This window comes from Streptococcus parasalivarius (assembly GCF_054785155.1).
Genome location: NZ_BAABOB010000003.1, coordinates 162,472 through 183,116, shown reverse-complemented (window position 1 = coordinate 183,116; position 20,645 = coordinate 162,472). Strand labels below are relative to the sequence as shown.

At 40.0% G+C, this 20,645-nt stretch carries 18 protein-coding genes; 14 read left to right on the top strand and 4 right to left on the bottom strand.

Annotated elements, in window-relative coordinates; all coding sequences use genetic code 11:
- Positions 1-15: 15 nt before the first annotated feature.
- The 11 genes from ACYVQ1_RS04315 (at position 16) to ACYVQ1_RS04265 (ending at position 12,605) form a co-directional block, all read left to right on the top strand.
- Positions 16-1,278, top strand: a complete 1,263-nt coding sequence (locus tag ACYVQ1_RS04315) for a UDP-N-acetylglucosamine 1-carboxyvinyltransferase (RefSeq protein ID WP_461249903.1) — start codon at positions 16-18, stop codon at positions 1,276-1,278.
- 65 nt (positions 1,279-1,343) lie between these two features.
- Complete coding sequence (locus tag ACYVQ1_RS04310; protein ID WP_461249904.1) at positions 1,344-1,889, top strand: GNAT family N-acetyltransferase; 546 nt, start codon at positions 1,344-1,346, stop codon at positions 1,887-1,889.
- Positions 1,882-3,162 carry a CBS-HotDog domain-containing transcription factor SpxR gene (spxR, locus tag ACYVQ1_RS04305; protein WP_037598368.1) on the top strand — a complete coding sequence of 427 codons (1,281 nt, stop codon included), beginning with the start codon at positions 1,882-1,884 and terminating at the stop codon, positions 3,160-3,162. The genes ACYVQ1_RS04310 and spxR overlap by 8 nt, the downstream gene beginning before the upstream one ends.
- 39 nt (positions 3,163-3,201) lie before the next feature.
- A complete protein-coding gene (locus tag ACYVQ1_RS04300; protein WP_004183173.1) occupies positions 3,202-4,062 on the top strand; it encodes a methionyl aminopeptidase in 861 nt (286 codons plus the stop codon).
- Position 4,063: 1 nt separating this feature from the next.
- A complete protein-coding gene (locus ACYVQ1_RS04295; protein WP_461249905.1) occupies positions 4,064-5,023 on the top strand; it encodes a YihY/virulence factor BrkB family protein in 960 nt (319 codons plus the stop codon).
- 90 nt (positions 5,024-5,113) lie between these two features.
- Positions 5,114-5,623 (top strand): QueT transporter family protein, encoded by a 510-nt coding sequence (locus tag ACYVQ1_RS04290; RefSeq protein WP_004183169.1) that lies wholly within the window; start codon positions 5,114-5,116, stop codon positions 5,621-5,623.
- A gap of 50 nt (positions 5,624-5,673) precedes the next feature.
- On the top strand, positions 5,674-7,632 hold the full coding sequence (ligA, locus tag ACYVQ1_RS04285) for an NAD-dependent DNA ligase LigA (RefSeq protein ID WP_461249906.1): 1,959 nt from the start codon (positions 5,674-5,676) through the stop codon (positions 7,630-7,632).
- Positions 7,633-7,641: 9 nt separating this feature from the next.
- Complete coding sequence (locus tag ACYVQ1_RS04280) at positions 7,642-8,655, top strand: diacylglycerol kinase (protein ID WP_375217588.1); 1,014 nt, start codon at positions 7,642-7,644, stop codon at positions 8,653-8,655.
- Positions 8,656-9,056: 401 nt separating this feature from the next.
- Positions 9,057-9,800, top strand: a complete 744-nt coding sequence (locus tag ACYVQ1_RS04275; protein WP_461249907.1) for a hypothetical protein — start codon at positions 9,057-9,059, stop codon at positions 9,798-9,800.
- 80 nt (positions 9,801-9,880) lie between these two features.
- Positions 9,881-10,867 carry a helix-turn-helix transcriptional regulator gene (locus tag ACYVQ1_RS04270; protein ID WP_461249908.1) on the top strand — a complete coding sequence of 329 codons (987 nt, stop codon included), beginning with the start codon at positions 9,881-9,883 and terminating at the stop codon, positions 10,865-10,867.
- 109 nt (positions 10,868-10,976) lie between these two features.
- On the top strand, positions 10,977-12,605 hold the full coding sequence (locus tag ACYVQ1_RS04265) for a hypothetical protein (RefSeq protein ID WP_201712022.1): 1,629 nt from the start codon (positions 10,977-10,979) through the stop codon (positions 12,603-12,605).
- 40 nt (positions 12,606-12,645) lie between these two features.
- Here the strand turns inward: ACYVQ1_RS04265 and ACYVQ1_RS04260 are convergent, their stop codons facing one another.
- Positions 12,646-13,125: a QueT transporter family protein gene (locus tag ACYVQ1_RS04260; RefSeq protein ID WP_247915954.1), complete on the bottom strand. Its 480-nt coding sequence runs from the start codon at positions 13,123-13,125 to the stop codon at positions 12,646-12,648.
- A 72-nt stretch (positions 13,126-13,197) separates the two neighbouring features.
- Entirely contained in the window at positions 13,198-14,025 is an 828-nt protein-coding gene (locus ACYVQ1_RS04255; RefSeq protein WP_002891542.1) for an exodeoxyribonuclease III, read from the bottom strand.
- A gap of 729 nt (positions 14,026-14,754) precedes the next feature.
- Here ACYVQ1_RS04255 and ACYVQ1_RS04250 point away from each other — a divergent pair.
- A complete protein-coding gene (locus ACYVQ1_RS04250; RefSeq protein ID WP_247915955.1) occupies positions 14,755-15,507 on the top strand; it encodes a DUF4767 domain-containing protein in 753 nt (250 codons plus the stop codon).
- A gap of 82 nt (positions 15,508-15,589) precedes the next feature.
- Here ACYVQ1_RS04250 and tehB read toward each other — a convergent pair whose 3' ends face one another.
- The gene (gene tehB, locus ACYVQ1_RS04245; RefSeq protein ID WP_247915956.1) at positions 15,590-16,468 is read right to left on the bottom strand and encodes an SAM-dependent methyltransferase TehB; all 879 of its coding nucleotides are present in this window, start codon (positions 16,466-16,468) and stop codon (positions 15,590-15,592) included.
- A 413-nt stretch (positions 16,469-16,881) separates the two neighbouring features.
- On the bottom strand, positions 16,882-18,132 hold the full coding sequence (locus ACYVQ1_RS04240) for a matrixin family metalloprotease (RefSeq protein WP_461249909.1): 1,251 nt from the start codon (positions 18,130-18,132) through the stop codon (positions 16,882-16,884).
- 213 nt (positions 18,133-18,345) lie between these two features.
- Here ACYVQ1_RS04240 and ACYVQ1_RS04235 point away from each other — a divergent pair, with 213 nt between their 5' ends.
- Together ACYVQ1_RS04235 and ACYVQ1_RS04230 are read left to right on the top strand one after the other, a co-directional pair.
- Positions 18,346-19,083 (top strand): LytR/AlgR family response regulator transcription factor, encoded by a 738-nt coding sequence (locus ACYVQ1_RS04235; RefSeq protein ID WP_022496803.1) that lies wholly within the window; start codon positions 18,346-18,348, stop codon positions 19,081-19,083.
- A gap of 310 nt (positions 19,084-19,393) precedes the next feature.
- The gene (locus tag ACYVQ1_RS04230) at positions 19,394-20,572 is read left to right on the top strand and encodes a sensor histidine kinase (RefSeq protein WP_002884300.1); all 1,179 of its coding nucleotides are present in this window, start codon (positions 19,394-19,396) and stop codon (positions 20,570-20,572) included.
- Positions 20,573-20,645 lie beyond the last annotated feature (73 nt).

Sequence of the window (20,645 nt, the reverse complement as noted above, 5' to 3'; positions counted from 1 at the left end):
GAAAGATTGAACAGTATGCGTAAAATTATCATCAATGGTGGTAAGAAACTTCAAGGAGAAGTTACAGTATCAGGTGCTAAAAATTCAGTTGTTGCATTGATTCCAGCCATCATTTTATCTGATGGAGTGGTTACTCTTGACGGGGTACCAGCAATCAGCGACGTCGATAACCTAATTGAAATTATAGAAGTAATGGGTGGTTCTGTTAAGCGTGATGGCGAAACACTCGAAATTGATCCACGAGGCGTTAAGGATATGCCAATGCCATTTGGTAAGATTAACAGTCTTCGTGCTTCTTACTATTTCTACGGTAGCTTGCTTGGACGTTACGGTCAAGCAACAGTAGGTTTGCCAGGTGGTTGTGATTTGGGACCACGTCCTATTGACCTTCACCTTAAGGCTTTTGAAGCGATGGGTGCTAGCATTTCCTATGAAGACGAATCTATGCGTATTGCGACTGATGCTGGTCAACGCATTAAGGGTGCTCATATCTACATGGATACGGTCAGTGTTGGAGCGACGATTAATACCATGTTGGCAGCGGCTAAGGCTGACGGTCGTACGGTCATTGAGAATGCGGCGCGTGAACCTGAGATTATTGATGTAGCAACTCTTCTTAACAATATGGGCGCACGTGTTCGTGGCGCTGGTACAGAAGTCATCACGATTGAAGGTGTAGAGAGATTACATGGCACTCGTCATCAGGTTATTCCAGACCGTATTGAAGCAGGTTCCTACATTGCTATGGCCGCGGCTATCGGTAAGGGAATTAAGGTTAAAAATGTTCTTTATGAACATCTTGAAAGTTTTATCGCTAAACTTGAAGCAATGGGTGTTCGTATGACAGTTGAAGAAGATACCATCTTTGTTGAAGAGCAAGGTGATTTAAAACCTGTTGACATTAAGACATCGCCTTATCCAGGTTTTGCGACGGATTTACAACAACCGATGACACCTTTGTTACTGAAAGCAAGTGGTCGAGGAAAAATTATTGATACGATTTATGAGAAGCGTGTGAACCACGTTCCTGAATTGGCTCGTATGGGTGCTGATATTCAGGTACTCGGTGGACAAATTGTTTACAATGGTCCAACGCAACTCTCAGGTGCGCCAGTAAAAGCCAGTGATTTGCGTGCAGGTGCTGCGCTTGTTACGGCAGGTCTTATGGCAGAAGGTCAAACTGAAATTACCAATATTGAGTTTATCCTTCGTGGGTATTCAAATATCATTGAGAAACTTTCTGACCTTGGTGCAGATATTCGTTTGATTGAAGATTAAGTCTAAGGTTCAACCCCTAGTGGTTGAGCCTTTTTCCATTTCTAAAACTGTGTTATAATACTATCATGGATATTTGGACTAGTCTGGGTGCTTTTGCCTTCTTTGAGTCGGAGCGCCTTTCTTTTAGACCACTCATCTTTTTGGATCGTTTTGATTTACACGAAATTGTATCAAATCCTCAGAATCTACAATTTTTCTTTCCTGCCACTCAAACACAGCATGAAACGGATTGCCTTTTGGTTCATTACTTCATGAAGAAGCCTCTAGGTGTATGGGCTATTGTAGATAAAGAGTTAGAAAAGATGATTGGCGTCGTTCGTTTTGAAAAGATAGATGTCCAGAAACGGACTGCAGAGCTTGGCTATTTTTTGAATGCCTCATACTGGGGTAGAGGCTTAATGACAGAGGCAGTTACTTGTCTGTCAAATTTGGCTTTGACAGCTGTGGGAATGGATCGTATTATTCTTATTGCCCACTTGGAAAATAAGGCATCGATTCGTGTAGCGGAGAAGTCTGGCTTTAAACTTGTGTCCCGCTTTAAGGGAGCAGACCGATACACCCGTACCATGCGTGATTATCTCCGCTTTGAGAAGGAGGAGAACTGTGAGTAAACATCAAGAAATTCTAGATTATCTAGAGGCCTTACCTATCGGTAAGCGTGTTAGTGTCCGTAGTATTTCGAATCACTTACAGGTTTCTGATGGAACTGCCTATCGAGCAATTAAAGAAGCTGAAAATCGAGGGTTGGTTGAGACACGTCCTCGGAGTGGGACGGTTCGAATTGAAAAGAAAGTCCAGGTTCGCCTTGATAAGCTGACCTTTGCGGAGATTGCGGAGATTACAGAGTCTGAGGTTATCTCTGGTCATGAAGGTCTGGAACGTGTCTTCAGTAAGTTCTATATCGGAGCTATGACTATTGAGAATATCACCCGTTATCTAACCAAAGGAGATCTTCTTATTGTTGGGGACCGTGAGGATATTCAATTGCTTGCCCTAGAACACAATAATGCTATTCTAGTGACGGGGGGCTTTCGGGTTTCCGATAGGGTCAAAGAGCTTTCACGTTTGAAGCAATTTCCAGTCATGGTAACAACTTACGATACTTTTACCGTGGCAACCATGATTAACCAGGCACTTTCGAATGTCCGTATCAAAACAGACATCAAGACTGTGGCTCAAGTCTATACCAGACGAGAAGACTACAACTACATGACTCCAGAAATGACAGTCAGGGATTTTCAGAATTTGGTGAAACGGACGAACTTGGTGCGTTTTCCTATTCTGTCTGAGGCTGACAAGGTGATTGGGATTGTGACCATGCGAGATGTGTCTAATCAGCAACCGACGACCATGCTCAAGGCAATAATGACCAAGCCGACGGTGACACGACTTGAGACTAGTCTGGCAACTGTGGCCCAAAAGATGATTTTTGAGGACTTTGATATCATTCCTGTTGTGGATGAAGAAAAACACTATCTAGGTGTTATCACCCGTCGTCAGGTTTTGGAAGAACTTCAGGATAATAATCGTGGCAACTTGCACACCTTTAGCGATCAAATGATAGCTAACCTAAACCAGGACAAGCATGCTTTCAGCTTTGAGGTCGAGCCCACTATGATTGACAATTCTGGAAACCTCACTCAGGGTGTTCTTGCAGAGATGGTTAAAGAGGTTGTCTATCGTATCATGGAAAAGCAGGAACAAAATGGTCTTGTGATTGAAGAGATGATGTTTTACTTTCTTCAGGCAGCTCAGATCGATGACAAGGTGACGATTACACCAAGTATTATCGCTGAAACCAGGCGTAGAGCCCATCTGGACCTTATGGTTACTCACGGAAATCATACCGTCTGCAAATCAGTCGTTGTGGTTAAGAAAACTTAGTAACTAAAAATAAAAGATATAAAGAAAACGGAGAAAACAATGATTACATTAAAATCAGCACGTGAAATTGAAGCAATGGATAGGGCAGGGGATTTTCTTGCTAGCATTCACATTGGTCTACGTGACCTCTTGAAACCAGGCGTAGACATGTGGGAAGTGGAAGAGTATGTGCGTCGTCGTTGTAAAGAAGAGAATGTCCTTCCCCTTCAGATTGGTGTTGAGGGAAGCATTATGGATTACCCTTATGCGACATGCTGTGGCCTTAATGACGAAGTGGCACATGCCTTTCCACGTCACTATATTTTGAAAGATGGTGACCTCTTGAAGGTTGATATGGTCTTGTCAGAACCTATCGATAAGTCAGTCCTTGATGTGTCAAAATTGGATTTTGACAATGTTGCTCAGGTTAAAAAATACACGGAATCATATTCTGGCGGTTTGGCTGACTCATGTTGGGCTTATGCGATTGGAACGCCATCTGACGAAGTTAAAAAACTTATGGAAGTAACACGTGAGGCTATGTACCTTGGTATTGAACAAGCGGTAGTCGGTAACCGTATCGGTGATATCGGTGCAGCTATCCAAGAATACGCTGAAAGTCGTGGTTACGGTGTTGTTCGTGATTTGGTTGGACACGGAGTTGGGCCAACAATGCACGAAGAACCAATGGTGCCAAACTATGGGGTGGCTGGACGAGGTCTCCGTCTCAAAGAAGGAATGGTTTTGACTATCGAGCCAATGATTAACACTGGTACCTGGGAAATCGATACTGACCTTGAAACGGGTTGGGCTCACAAAACTCTTGACGGTGGACTTTCTTGTCAATATGAGCACCAATTTGTTATCACTAAGGATGGTCCAGTAATTTTGACTTCTCAAGGCGAAGAAAGAACCTACTAATATGAAACGACAAGGCTTAATGGCCCGTCTATTGGATAAACTCCAATGGGGCCCTTTGCAGGTTTATCTTAGGCATTATCGTAGTGCAGAGATAGATATTTCAACTATTGCAGTGGCTTACTATCTCATTTTGACGGTTTTTCCGCTTATTGTCATTGCGGCAAATGTCTTTCCCTATCTGAATATTGATACGACTGATCTCTTGAAGTTTATGAATGAGCACCTTCCTAAGCAGTTTTATGCACCTGCAGCCAACGTTGTTCAGGATATCTTTTCGACACCTTCTGGACAGTTGTTGGGAGTTGCCTCTTTGACGGGATTCTGGACAATGATTAAGTCCTTGTCTTCGCTTCAAAAGGCGATTAACAAGGTATATGGTGCTTCAGAACACCGTGATGTCTTTATTAGTCACATTGTTGGTGGTTTCATGAGTCTGGTCATCTTGTTCCTGCTCACCTTTGCACTAATGCTGTCTACGATTATTCAGTCGGTCCTTAGAGTTATTACACAGACCTATCCTATTGGTTCCAAGATGACTCAGCTTATTTTAAATAGTATTCAGCCTCTGAGTATTGCAGTTGTCTTCCTGGGAATGATGGTGCTTTATTTTGTGCTTCCGAATGTGAAGATTCGAAAAATCCGCTATGTTATGCCAGGGACTATCTTTACGACTTTAGTGATTGGCTATTTAAGCAACTTGTTTGGAACTTATGTGATTCGTACCTTGAGTCGATTAGTTGATATCAAGTTATTTGGATCCATTATGATTTTCGTCTTCATGCTTTGGTTCATCTTCTTGGCCAGGATTTTGATTTTGGGGGCCGTCTTTAATGCGACCTATCAAGAGCTTAGACAAGGTGAACTGAAAAGTAGAAGAGGAGATGTGATTACTATTATTCAGAGCTTTTCTGGAGATGATAGTGACAGCAAAAAACATAAAAAAGATGAGGATGATTCCTAGATGATAAAGAGAGCTTGGTGAGATCCAGGCTCTTTTGACGGGAATATTATCCTTTGTAGATAATAAAAAGATAATGATTATGGAGGAAAAATGAAAAAACAAACTGTTCGTGATTTAACACATATTGCTATTGTGGCAGCTCTTTATGTAGTCTTGACTGTTGTGCCACCTTTTAACTTAATTTCGTATGGTCCCTACCAGTTCCGAATTGCAGAAATGTTCAATCTGTTAGGATTTTATAATCGCAAGTATATCATTGCCGTGACTTTGGGCTGTGTGATTGCTAATTTCTTTAGCTTTAACATGATTGATGTGGTTGTCGGAAGTCTCTCGACACTGGTCTTTGTCGGTTCAGGTGTTTATTTCTTCGACCGATTTAAGAACCAAGATATTTTAGGTGGACTTTTTGACAAGGCTCATGTTTACTTTGCCTTTTACTTCTCATTCTTCATGGTGACAATTGCGGCTGAGTTGACCTTGGTTACTCAGGCACCATTTTGGGCAACTTGGTTCACTGTTGCTATGGGAGAATTGGCTTCTCTCTTAGTTGGTGCAATTCTTATTAAGAAATTGGCCAAAGTTATTGATTTTGTTTCCTAAATTAACGTCTGTAAAGGCGTTTTTTTCTGCTTTTATGTTAAAATGTTCCTATGGAAAAACGAATGAAAGAGCTGGTTGTTAAACTTAACCAGTATGCAAAAGAGTATTATACGGAAGATAATCCATCAGTGTCAGATGCTGAGTATGATAAGCTTTATCGTGAGCTTGTAGCTTTGGAGGCTGAACATCCAGAACTTGTTCAAGCAGATAGTCCAACACATCGTGTGGGAGGGCCGGTACTTGATGGTTTTGAAAAATATCAACATGAGTATCCGCTTTATAGTTTGCAGGATGCTTTTTCACGAGAAGAGCTAGATGCCTTTGATAAGAGGGTTAAGGACGAATTTCCTAATGCCGATTATATGGCTGAACTCAAAATCGATGGGCTTTCTATCTCGTTGACCTATGTGGATGGTATTCTTCAGGTAGGTGCGACACGTGGTGATGGTTCTGTAGGTGAGAATATCACTGAAAATGTCAAGCGTATCTCAGATATTCCTTTGAAGTTGGACCAACCTCTTAATATTACGGTGCGTGGGGAGTGTTACCTGCCACGGGCTGAGTTTGAACGCATCAACATCCAACGCCAGGAAAATGGAGAGGCCGAATTTGCCAATCCACGTAATGCTGCAGCAGGAACTCTTCGTCAATTAGATACCAAAGTGGTTGCAGAGCGTCGTTTGGCGACTTTCCTTTATCAGGAAGCTAGTCCAACGGAGCGTCTCACACAAAATGATGTCTTAAATGAAGTGGCAGAACTCGGTTTCTCTGTTAATCCACGACGCATTGTCACATCATCGATGGATGAGATTTGGGACTTTATTCAAGCTGTTGGAGAAGATCGTGATCACTTGGCCTATGATATTGATGGTGTTGTCATCAAAGTCAATAGTTTGGCTATGCAAGAAGAACTCGGTTTTACAGTTAAGGCGCCACGTTGGGCCATTGCTTATAAATTCCCGGCTGAGGAAAAGGAAGCAGAGCTTCTCTCAGTTGACTGGCAGGTAGGTCGTACGGGTGTAGTAACGCCGACTGCTAATTTGACTCCAGTGCAATTAGCGGGGACAACGGTTAGTCGGGCCACTCTTCATAATGTAGATTACATTGCCGAAAAAGACATTCGTATCGGTGATACCGTAATTGTCTACAAAGCTGGTGATATTATCCCTGCTGTACTTCGTGTAGTAGAGAGTAAGCGTACGACACAGGAGCCGATGGAAGTACCGACTCAATGTCCATCTTGTGGCAGTGGTCTTTTACATTTTGAAGATGAAGTTGCCCTACGTTGTATCAATCCTTCTTGCCCTGCTCAGATCAAGGAAGGCCTGATTCATTTTGCCTCTCGAGATGCCATGAACATCGCAGGTATGGGACCTTCAGTGGTTGAAAAGCTCTTTAAAGCTGAATTGGTTAAAGATGTGGCTGATATCTATGGCTTGAACAGTCAGGATTTCCTTCAATTGGAAGGTTTCAAGGAAAAATCGGCTGAAAAACTTTACGCAGCCATTCAAGCATCAAAAGAAAATTCTGCAGAGAAATTACTCTATGGCTTGGGCATTCGTCATGTCGGTGCTAAAGTTAGTAAGCAGTTGCTAGAAGCTTTTGGCAGTATACAAGAGTTAGCCAGTGCAGATGTCGAGGCTATTGCTGCTGTAGATGGTTTAGGAGAGGTTATTGCCAAGTCCATCCAGCGCTATTTTGCTAAGGAGGAGGCTCAAGTTCTTATGAAAGAACTGGAATCCTATGGCGTTAATTTGTCCTATCTTGGACAAAAGGTGGCAGATGATGCTATCTTATCTGGTAAGACAGTTGTTTTGACAGGAAAATTGGAGCATCTTAAACGTAGTGAAGCAAAGGCAAAACTAGAAGCTCTGGGTGCTAAGGTGACAGGTTCTGTCTCTAAGAAAACAGATTTAGTAGTTGCTGGTAGTGATGCCGGAAGTAAGTTGGAAAAAGCACAAAGCCTAGGAATTGAAGTAAAAGATGAGGCTTGGTTGCTGGATTTATAGGAGTTCAATATGAAACAAAAACGTGCCCGCTTAATTTATAATCCAACATCTGGACAAGAAATTATGAAAAAAAATGTTGCCGAGGTCTTGGATATTCTGGAAGGTGCTGGCTTTGAAGCGTCAGCCTTTCAAACAACACCAGATGAGAACTCAGCAAAAAATGAGGCCACTCGTGCGGCCAAAGCAGGCTTTGACTTAGTTATTGCTGCTGGTGGCGATGGTACAATCAATGAGGTTGTTTCTGGGATTGCCCCGCTTAAAAAACGCCCACAAATGGCGGTTATTCCAACGGGAACGACAAATGACTTTGCACGCGCCTTGAAGATTCCAAGAGGAAATCCTGTTGAAGCAGCCAAGGTTATCGCTAAAAATCAGACCCTTCAGATGGATATTGGCCGTGCCTATGATGACAAATACTTCATCAATATTGCGGCTGCTGGTTCCTTTACGGAACTAACCTATAGTGTACCTAGTCGCTTAAAGACAGTACTTGGTTATTTGGCCTACCTTGTTAAGGGGGCAGAGTTGTTGCCACAGGTAAAGAAGGTTCCTGTTCGTGTTACGCATGATGAGGGTGTTTTTGAAGGTGGTCTTTCCATGATTTTCGTTGCCTTGACCAATTCAGTTGGTGGCTTTGAAACGATTGCCCCAGATGCTAAACTGGATGATGGTAAATTTACTCTAATCATGGTTAAGACAGCTAACCTCTTTGAATTGGTTGACCTCATTCGTCAAATTCTCCAAGGTGGTAAACACATCTATGACAAGAGAATTTCCTATATCAAAACGAGCTCGCTGTATATTGAGCCTTTAAGTGATGATCGTATGATGATTAACCTCGATGGCGAATACGGTGGTGATGCACCAATTCATCTCCAAAATCTGAAGAATCATATTGAATTTTATGCAAATATTGATGAGATTTCTGATGATGCCATCACTCTTCCAGATACAGATGAATTAGCTCTTGAAGCCATCGCACAAAAATTCAGTACAGAAGCTGAAAAAATTGAGAATGACTAATGTTAAACCTTTAAGCAACCTAAGATAGGTTGCTTTTTTAGTATATTTGTAGAAAATGACGCTTTCATTTGTTACAATAGAAAAAACTGGGAAATTGTTATATAGAATATTTAGAGGAGTAGAGGTTTAATAAAGAGAATGAATATTATTTAAGTGATGATCATCTAAAGAATGGTGATCAGGCTTTCGAGTCGGCTTTTAGTAATAAAGGGCCAGAGTTTGAATCTGCTTTTCAGGAGGAAAAAGCTGAGAAGCGACATTTCTTTTTGACTCTTGCTCTGCCACTGATACTCTTAAGTGTGAACTGGGGCTCGGTCTTGTTATCCTGGGAGTATAAGCCGATAATTGTGTATCTGGCTGTAATTGTGGCATGTTTTGTCCTTGCTATCATTCTCTTTAGAATGGGACAGAAGCTAGGTAGATTTCTCTTCACCGCAATCTTGGTTGGTTTGATTGGACTATCCTTCTTTGCCACTTTAGGTGGTTCTGTCTATCGAGGGGCTATGAAAAAATACAGGTTGATTCAGCAGGTGTCTCAGTCAGATCTTGATGAGGATAAACCTGATAGCGATGATCCCAAAGACTACGAAGATGAGTCTGCGATTTATAACTGGACGGAAGAAGATTTTGAAAATCTGAAACCCAAGTCTGATACCTTACGTTCGATTATTAAAAGTCATGGTAAGGGCAATTATGTCGAGATGGAGTCTAGTGGTCTCAAGGTGAGATATGACCGTGGAGATGGCAATGAGTATATTGATCTCTCTTTTGTGAAGGACGAAAAGGGACGCTTTGTCTATGATGGTGGAATAGCGACTTATCCCCTTGATGGCGTCACTGAGGTTGATAATTATAGCAGTAATTGGACGGAAGAGCAGATAAATAGCTTACGTACTAAAGATCAAGACTATTTGGGTCCAGCAACATCCTTGTCTGAGGTAGTGAGGGAACATTCTCAGGCAAAAAGGGACTGGAGAAGTATCAACGTCCATTCATCAGGAATCATACATAAGTCAGTTGATCATGATTACACTAATCAGAATAGTCCTATTGAGAAAGCACAATTGTTAAGACTATCTTTTGAGTATAACGAAAAGAAAAAGGACTATTATTTGAGCTATAATTCTGTGGCTCGTCGCTACTAGGGCTGACTATCTATGATAATGAATAACTAAACAGCAATTTTTTAGTAATAAGAGGTTTGATTATAAAGGGGGATTTTATAATGACAGCATCAAAAACCAAACGTCTCTTGTATTTTATGTCCGAATTGGAAAAGGGAAATGACATTTCAAAAACGGACTACCTAGCTCGCTTTGGCATAAGTGAGCGTACACTTAAAGAGGACGTGAGTGAACTCAAGGAAAATTTGACTGAGTTACGTCCAAATATGAAGGTTAAGTATTCTAGAAAATACGGTTCCTATCATGCCCAGTATGAACAGGGCTATGGTAACCTTAAATACAATCAGGCAGTTATCCTATCTAAGATTCTTTTAGAGAGTCGTGCCCTTCGAAAGGATGAAGTAGCAGAAATTATCAACATCTTTGTTGAGAGGGCTGTAGACGACAAGGAGCGCAGACGTATCAAGCGATTGACTGAGCTAGAACTAGATAGTTATCAAGAACTTAAGGTTTATCAGGATCAAGATAAGTCACTCTTGCCAGTTATTTCAGCTATTTTCGATGCCATTGTGGACCAACGTCCTTTGTCTTTTAGTTACCGTAAGCCAGGAGAAAAAGTGGAGGAATATAAGGTCTTTCCAATTTCAGTCATTTTTGATAACCATTTTTTCTACTGTATTTCTTACAAACTGGATGATAACTTTACTTGTGATTATCAGTTCTCTGAAATCCGTTATTTCCGTGTCGATCGTTTTCAGACCATTCATAAATCTGAAAATGACGTCGCCTTCACGCTCAGTCCAGAACAACAAGCCCGTCTTATTACAGATGAACAGGTGCGTTACCAGGCTTTCTCAATGCTTTCTGGTAATGAATGGGCTCGAATTACCTTTGAGTATAAAGGACTTTACCGTGATGTCTTGGAATCCGATATTCCAAAACTTAAACTGCTAGAGGAAAGCACTAGTGATGGTGTTGATCAGGTCCGTTATGAGATTGAAACCTTTAGTTTATTAGGCTTTCAAAAGTATATTCAACGCTTTGATGGAGATTTTGTTTTCCTTAAGATTGAAGCAATGAATAATTAATAAAAAAGGCATTCGATTATCCGAATGTCTTTTCAAATCTGACAAAAATAGTATAATTGTGTTAAAATAGGAATACGGAAGCGTTATCATTTTCATAAGGAGGGAAAATATGAAAGAAAAGAAAAAAGAAATGCAAAAACAAGTCTTGACTCTTTTAGGAATCTTGATTTTTGCCTTTGTTAACGTGTTCATCTTTGATGATAAGGTGGGTGCTGGTTTTTCTGCCTTCTCAACTATCACCCTGATGAGTATTGGACTTTTGTCTAAGCGCACCAGTCTGCGAGTTTTGGCTATTATTTCCTATCTCATCAATGTGGTAGCAGCTCTTTTTGGCTTCAACTATGTTGGTTTTCTAACAGCAGTTCAGGCCATTGAACTTATCTTCGTTATCTGGTATCTTTACCCACGTGACACGTTTTTGAGACGAGATACAACTGATAAATACACTTACCGCTATCGTTGGATTCATTTGCTCTTGACGGTTTTGATCTCACTTGGAGGTTACATCGTTTTTGCAGTTGTTTCTAGTATTTGGAATGGTTCTTTCCTAGAATACGGTGGAAACACGGCTCTCATTTTCGCCATGCAGTACTTACTCTTCTTAAGCATCACTAAGTCAAGGCAAGATGAACCGACTAAGGTTGCCCATTTGTTCCAAAAGGAACGCCGTACTAAGGAAATGAAAGCTGCAATAGAGGCTGAACGCCAAGCCAAAGAAAGAGCACTTGCACAAGCCTTTGAGGTACCTTTGAAGACACCTAGTCAAACGGCTGCAAAATTTGGTAACAACATGATTAAATTTGCAGCTGTCTGGCTTTTGGTGATGGATATGTCCATCTTGGCTTATTTCTTCCGTCCAAATGATGTTGGTTTCGGCTTCGGTGCCTTCTTTGTACTCTTGACCATTGTCTTGTCCTTGATTTTCAAATCTGAGGAAGACAAGGAGGACGTTTTCTCTATCATCTATCATAAGGTTCGTCCTATCCAACCTATTTTCTTCATTTTGCTTTTGATTGCCCATGCGCATAAGTTTAGCTATGGTGCTGCTTACGCTCTCTTGTTCTCAGCTGCCTATTTCTTCTGGGCTATCAATAAGATTAATATGAAGACTCTCTTGACCTTTACAGTCATCATTTATTTCTTCCCAGTCTTTGGTTACCTTTCTAACCCTTACCGTCTAGGTGCTGAAAACCTTAAGATGGTAGGTGAACTGGTGACAGATCGTGATAAGTCTAATACCTTCTATCTTGGTCATTATTGGTCACTTCTAGGCTTGCAAAGCGATGGTGAGTATGAAGGGATCCCTGCTTCTTGGCAGGCTGCTAAGTTCGCTGATATTCAGACATTCTCTGATGACAGTGATATCACTTCAGGTGTCTTCCAAGTGAATAGTCACAATGACTATGATTATGATTTACATTTAACAAATAACAAGGGCACCATTGAAGTCACAACTGGCTCTGGAAAAGATAAGAAAGAATACCAGTTCACTGACTTTGCCAGAACCTATTATCGATATGAAAAATTGAAAAAAACGGATAACCAAAAGCGTTATAAAGATTTTTACAAGGTAGGTACTGTTTCGACTGAGTTGGGAACTTATAATCTTTATCTCGAAATGAATCAAGATTGGGTTGATGACTATCAGAAAGATCCTACTAATGTTGACTACCGTTTGCTTATCTCTGGTGATAAACTGACACCAAGAGAAGCTTACAAGAAAGCATATCATTACTAAAAAAATATCTCTGCACATTGTAGAGATATTTTTGTTTTTGTTAGTCTTTATATCCACGTTTAGCTAGCTCTCGTATCAGGACTGCTCCCAAAATCGCAGGCACTAATTGTCCGAGGAGGAGATTAATAACGAGAGCAAAATAAGGAAGTTTGAGCAAGGCACTAAGCCAGATTGGTACCACTAAGGCAGGAACGAGTAGAATTGGAAGGATGATGAACCAGCTAGATAACTTAGCTTTACGGATGAGGTAGATGCTACCGGTTGTTAAAAGGCTAGCAAAGAAGCCACCGACCACGTCAATCAATCCCAATCCGCCAAAAGAGTTTGCGATGGCATTAGCCAGACTAATTGGGAATACCAAAAATGGGAAGATGTAGGTTAATCCATATAAAGCAGTGGCTAGACGCATCTGAACCGCACCAAAGGAAATGGCTTGAGATACAAAGAGGATAGCGATGTAAAGAGCCATCATAATAGCTGACAGAACAAGTTTTTGAGTGGTATTAAGTTTGGTTTTCATAATTTCTCCTTAATTGGGCATAGTAAAAGAGTAGCAGGTCTACTCTTTTTGTGATTTAGGTCTAGAGTTATTTTATAAATCAATCTCTAAGACGATAGGTGTGTGGTCTTGGCGATCACCAGAGTCAATCATGTCTGATTTTGTGACCTTATCGGCAATACGATTTGAAGTCAACCAGTAGTCGATTCTCCAGCCTGTATTGTTGATTTTAGAAGTTTTACTACGTTGGGCCCACCATGTGTAGGCTCCAGTAACGTCGCCATTGAGGTGACGGTAGGTATCTGTGAATCCTTTGGCAAGGAGGTTAGTGAAGCCAGCACGTTCTTCATCTGTAAAACCAGGTGAACGACGATTACTTGAAGGGTTAGCCAAGTCGATTTCCTTGTGGGCAACATTATAGTCACCAGTCGCAAGAACGGGTTTCTGAGCGTCCAATTCAGCTAGGTAATCCGCATATTTTTCATCCCATATTTGACGTTCAAGCAGACGTTTGAGGCCATCACCAGCATTTGGTGTGTAGACCTGTGTCACAAAGAAATTGTCAAATTCGAGAGTTATGATACGCCCTTCACAGTCCATGGTTGAAGGTGCCCCAATTTCAGGATAAGTAATGACTGGTGTCAATTCTTTTTTATACAAGAACATGGTTCCAGCATAACCTTTACGGGCAGGTTCAACAGATGAACGCCAAGTATTGTCATAGTCAGGGAAGTAGTCTTCCAAGATTTGCAGATGTTTTTTAGTCGGTCCTTTAGCAGACAGTTTTGTCTCTTGAATAGCAATGATATCTGCATTTTCAGCGACTAAAGTGTCGATAACAGCACGTGATAATTGAGCGCGTGCAGAATCACTAGTAAGAGCGGCGTTTAGGGAATCAATATTCCAAGAAATTAATTTCATGTGTACAGTTTCCTTTTTTGAATCTTTCCTTTCTATTGTAGCAGAAAATAAGGTGTCAGGCGAGTTATGGGTTTGATATGAGAAGCTAGGAGGAGTATACTTATCTTAGATTGAGAGGTACATATAATGAAAAAGCAATCGTACATTTATTACTTGTTTTGGGGTCTCTTGTTGATACAAGTCTTTCTTACAATCATGATTTGGTGGTCACAGGGACTAGTACTTCCTCTTGTTATTTTTCCGGGGATGAGTTTCTTCTTCCTGCTTTATTTAAGGTACCTCTTACGCTACAACCTTAAGCAATCTACCTCAGAACCCTTATTTGTCCTCCGTAGGTTTGGTCTTGGAACCAGTTTGAATCCCAAAAATCCCCTAGGCTATAAGATTAGTCTCCTACTAGTTGTGGGTGTTTTAGTTTTACTTTTCTGCCTAACCCTATTAGCTTTTCTTGGAAAATAGAGTCTTAGGTTTTTTTATTTATAATTATCACTAATTATTTGTAATGTATTCTCATAACAAATAAAAGAATTACTGGAGGAAAGATTTATGACGATTGAACTTGGCATTTCAACTTTTGGAGAAACTACCCTCCTATAATCGACTTGTTCGTCGTTATTTTGAAAATAAAAGATAATAGGTTGAAGGTAAACCTCAAGTTCTCTCTACTATTGTCATCATCCCTGTTCTATGATAGGATGGAAGATAATTGATAAAGAGAAGAGGAAAATTATGCGAAAGCTATCAGAAGCAGAATGGATAAATCGTTTTGAGCAAGTTCAAGGGCGTAAACCGAAACCTGATGAACTACAATTAGCTTATCAGTCTGGCCTTATTGGAATCTCGAAAAATTATAATTATATCTATATTCTTCTGGGGGCTCTAGTAGCGATCGTCGTTGGTATTGGCTTGACTCTAGTCTCTAGTTCAATGAAGAACGTCAAACAGACTAAGTCGTCTGCCACGGTGGCTAGCTCGATATTCTCATCGACAGATAAGGCTAATGCCAAGTCAAGTACGTCATCGATCGAAAATGCGAAGACGAGTGAATCTAGCAGTGTAAGTATTGATACACCTGACGCTAATCATGCTAAGGAAGCCTATACTGAAAATCCACGTTGGACCAATGACAAAGCTAGTCGACTTGCTAGTTTGATGGTTTCTTGGGGCAATCAGATGAATCAGCCAGGATACAAAGAAATTACCAATGAAGCCTCTTCCTTGCCTATCCGTTGGATGTCGGACCATAACCAGACTGTGGATGCTACTTATGCTGCAAATGGTAATAGCAATTCGGAGTATACCATTGTTTCGGTATACGAGAGATGGGAAAATGTATCTGTTCACCGTTATTTCTTTACCATTAAAAAAGATGGGACTCCCTTTGTTCTTTATTCACCAACTACTAATGGTGGCGTGTATTATGTCAAAGAAACAGAAAACGCAGACCTTAAATCGGGGTATGCAGATATTGTAAACAATTAAAAACTAGGATTCCAACTGGATTCCTAGTTTTTAATTTGAAGACAAGTCAAACAGTAATCAGCTCTTCTACAGCCATTCGCTCTTATTTAACCTTCTTAGCTAACATGGTTGCAAATTGAAGGGCGATGGGATTGCCATATTCATCCAAACGGTGAAGGTGACCAAGATTTTCATTGTACTTGATTAATTCCCAGTCACTATAGTAGTTTTTCAACTCGCCTTCTTCAAACGTAAATGGGAAAGGCATGGTACAAGGGTGCTCCTCAGTGTCCATGGCACAAACAATTAGGTTGTAACCACCAATGACTGTACGCTCTTGCATATTCTTGATAATAGCCGGAATTTGATCGGGATCAAGGAACATGAAGACCACTGTTGAGAGGATGAAATCAAAGGTCTCAGACTCAGGAAGAGCAGCAGCATTGATATCGTAGTAACCAGCTCTAACATTGTAATTTTCCTCATCTGCAATCATTTGGATGCGTTGTGTAGCTTCGTTATTAACATCAACGGCTGTAACATCATGCCCAAGAGATGCCAAATAAAGAGCGTTACGGCCGTGACCACAGCCTAGGTCGAGGGTGCGACCAGGTTTGATATGGCCAGATTGGACTGCTTCAAGAACCTCGGAGTGAGCCTTAGTGTCATACTTTTTAGTCATGTAGTCCTCAGGTTTACAGTAAAAAGAAAGATAGCATTCCAAATCATCTGATGCAGCAGCGATGCGATGCCAAGCTTGTGGTTCAACAAAAGGAATATCTGTCTCGGGTGTAAAAAGGTACTCTGCAGTAACCTGTCCTTGTTCATCTAATTCGTAGAAGCGGAGAGATCCTGATAGAACGGTCAATTTAGCCCAAGTTCCTACCTTAGTATTGTGTTTTTGCGTCACCATTTCTGGAAGTGTTGTAGCTGTCCAGTTTGGTAAACGTTTGTAGCAAAGAAGTTGCTGATTTATAGTCATTTTATGAGTTCCTTTCAAACGGTATGACTCTATTATAGCAAAAGTATGGAAAAAGAAAAAAGGCCTAGCCGGGTGAGCTAGACGCTTTTCTTGTGAGAAATCTGATAATCTAGGAATGGGGGAAAAGTGTTTGGGGAAGATAGGTATAAATGTTAAGAAGGGTTCCTAGACTATTTTTATTCTGTTTATGAGAATAATGAGCAAAAACTAACAAAGTTTAGTTTTCCAACTCATCCGGTCTCTCTTTACATTTTCTATTTTACCAAAAAAAATGAAGAAAACTTTACATAATATCAAAATTTGTAAGAAAAAATCATGAACAGTCATTTTCTGGTCTTGAATGGTCATCTCACTTGTATAAAAAAAGCAGAACCTGATAGGTCTGCTTATATTTGTAGTGATGGTGTAAGAACTTAAATCTTGCTATAGAGTTTCTTAACATTGTTAATATCAACAGGTTGGATACTTGTCTTACCACCTTTAGGTTCCATTACAGAGGCAACGGCACTGTTGTGTTCAAGTCCAATTGAGTGTCCTAATTCGTGTTGCGCAGTGTTAAGGAGTTTCCCACCGTTCTTTTGGTAATAATTGTTTTGAACATGGAAGGTGTTCAAGTAAACAGTAGCATTACTATATTGCTTAGTTGGGAGGTAGTAAGTAGAGTAGGTAACTCCAAGAGGAGCTGCCACATTACCTTCATAACGTTCATCAGCAATGATGTTGGCTTTTTGTTTATCGTTAGTGAGCAAGAAATTAAAGGCACCAGTGTTATTCCAAGAAGTGATAGCCTGTTTGTAGGCATTCACGATTTCAGGATTTTTAGCATTGATGAAAACTGTCGCTTCCTTAGTTGACCAGTGAGGAGTATCGTAATTCTTTTTTACGAGTTCGTTATTCTTTTGCCATACTTGAGCAATTCGGTCCACTGGTTTAGCAGGTTGGATAGGAGTGGCTTTAGGAGCTGTCGGTTTAGTGACAGTCGTTGTTGGCTTCTTAGGTTGTGTCGTTGTAGAAGTCGCTGGTTTTTTAGGTTGACTAACAGCAGGAGTTGATTGTTTAGGTTTTGGTGTAGCTGTTGTCGTTGGTTTTGTAGAAGGTGTTAATGGTTTTGGAATATAAGTAGATAGAATCTTATGAACATTACCATTATTAATTTCTGTTGAAACCCATGTGGCACCATCTTTTGACCAGGTTTGTGCTTGAGCGACAGTTTCGGTCTTTGGTTCAAACTGGTTTTCTACAGCCTTATGATTGCTATCTGTATTTGTCGGAATTCTAGTCTCATAGGTTTTGCTACCAGTCTGGCTGTCGACAGTATTGCTAGCTGTTTGACTATCTTGTTTCAATTCCTCAAAAGTCGGAGTATTTGTGGGCGTTTGTTCATAGTCATTTTCATGTGTATGAATATCATCCACAGAGGTATGTGACACAGTAGTCACAGTAGTAGGTGTTTCACTAGATACACCTGTTTGAGTGATGGTATTGGTATTTGTAGCTGTTTCAAGTTCAGAAAATGTCATAGCCTGGTTAGGATCTGAAACATAGGTTTGATCCGCAGAGGCATGCTGAGGACTTCCCACAAGAAAAGCACTAATGATACCGACAGTTGCAAGGGTTAAGATGGTCTTTGTCTTAGTCTCTTGCGTTTTAAAAGAACGTAACATAACTTTCTCCTTTTTAATATAAAACAAAAACAGCTCTCATGATAACATCTAAAAATGAAGATAAAGTGACGAGTAGATAACAATTGTTTTATAAATGAAATGAGGTGAGTTAAAAAGACTTTATGCTGTAAAAAAAGGAATATTCTCCGATTAATTATGATAAAATGTTAAATAGGTATATTAAAGTATATTAGAAAGAAAGAGGGAAATAAGATGCTTTCTATTATCGTCCTTGAAGATGATGCCTTGCAGCGTCATCGTGTTAGTCGTTTATTGGACGAAGCAGTTGAGGAGTCGAAGGCCGTTGTTGATGGGATTACCTTTTATGAGCAAGGTCAGGAATTGTTAGATGCTGATAGAGGTTCGGGTAAATCCATGGTTTATCTTTTGGATATTGACCTTAAAAATCAAACGAAGCAGGGACTAGATATTGGGCTTGAAATCCGTAAGGAAGACTTGAAAGCACAAATCGCTTTTGTTACAGCCTACTCTGAGTTTATGCCCTTGACCTTCCGTTATAAGATTCAAGCTCTGGACTTTGTTGATAAATCCATGGAAGATGCAGATCTTAAGAGAGCCTTGGTAGAACTTTTAGATTTTGCGTATTCGCAGGTTGAGCAAGAAACCAAGGCACAGAGTCTGACGGTAAAAACGGATAAAAATGATGTTAATATTCCTTATGATGACATTTTATACATTGAAACAGCCCCTGTGCCACATAAGTTGATTGCTCACACCAAGTCAAATCTAGTAGAATTCTATGGAAAAATTGCAGAAGTAGCGAAATTGGATGATATTTTCTTCCAAACGCATCGCTCTTTTGTTGTCAATGTGAGTAATGTGACAAGTGTGGATCGTACGGCTAATATGGTCTTCTTTGAGGGAGACGAGTCATGCCTCCTCTCGCGGACACGTAAAAAGGAACTTTTGGAACGATTGAAAAATCGTTAAGGCTCAGATTTTCCCCTTCTTCTCTAATCATTATTGAAAGTTTTCTGAAATTCGAGATAATTATTTAATTTTATCTCATATAATAGCAGGAAGTGTGATAAAATAGTAATGTGGCTTTTTACTGCTTATTTAAGATTACTAGAAGGAGGTGGCTAACCATTAAATGATGCTCAATTTGCAAATTGCATTAGAATATCTTTTGCATTTCATCGTCATACAGTGGATTTACGAAAAGACCAGCTTGGTCAAGATACCACGTATGATTCTTCCTATTGCGTTCTTAGTTGAATGTATAGGGGGGATACTGGGGATGTCATATAATGTCGGTTTGTCCTTTATGACACCCTTCTACCTTCTTTTCTATGCTTATTTCTATGGCAAGGAAAGAACCACCAATATGTTGGCATTTTATGCTTTCTATCCTCTTGTTCTTTATCTTTTGATTTTTAATGGTTATGCCTACTTTTTGATGCCGGGATTTGGTATCACATCGGATTTCCTTAACAAAAGTTATCTTTATTTCATTTTCTTTGACCTTTTAATTATTCCAACATTTGTCGCTCTTTCCAAACTTCTTAATATTGATTTTAAATATTTGAGGGTTTTGGAGCGAGATCGCAAATTTGGTCGGATAATGTTTTTCACTAACTTTGTTTTGATTAGTTATGTGATTATGAACTATTCCGTAGTTGTGGCTTCGCGTTTCTTTGATTTGTACTATGCTGGCCATATTATAACCTTGATTGGCTATATAGCGATTCTTTATGCTGTTTACAGTGTCAATAGATACGCAGATGAGTACTTTGAAAATGAGCGAAGAAAAGAAAATCGTCGTCACTTGGATGACCTAGAGAAGTATTCTGAACAAGTCGAAAGTCTTTACGAAACGTTACGCAGTTTCCGTCACGACTATACTAATGTTATGATTTCGCTTAATGAAGCCATTCAGATGAAAGACATCGACCAAATCAAGATGATTTATGATAGTGTCTTGAAAGATTCGGCATCAGATTTGAAGCAGCAAAAGTTTGATTTGGCAAAATTAACTCGTGTGACCAACATGCCGCTTAAGAGTCTGTTGTCATCTAAAGTAGCCGAAGCTTTTGATAAAGGTATTCAATGTCATGTTGAGGTTGAAGAGGGCGTCTTCTTCACAGATATGCGTCCACTCGACTTGATTACAATCATATCCATTCTTTGTGATAATGCTATAGAAGCTACTGTATTAGCAGATGAACCAAAATTATCTATCGCTATCTTTAAGATGGAAAATCAATCAGTTATTGTTGTTGAGAATTCAACTAAGGAAGCTTCTATTGATGTAGCTCCTTTGAAACAAAGAGGATTTTCAACAAAAGGAACAGGTCGAGGATTGGGCTTGGCAAATATCGAAGAGATTCTCTTTAGATACGATAATGTCACGCTTGAAACGGAATCAGCACAACACCGTTTTGTCCAATTATTGTCTATTACACCAAAAGAAGATTAATGGGGATTTAATAAGAATTTTTAGAATTCTTGTTAATCCCTATTTTTATGTTAAAAAGTATGGTAAAATAGGG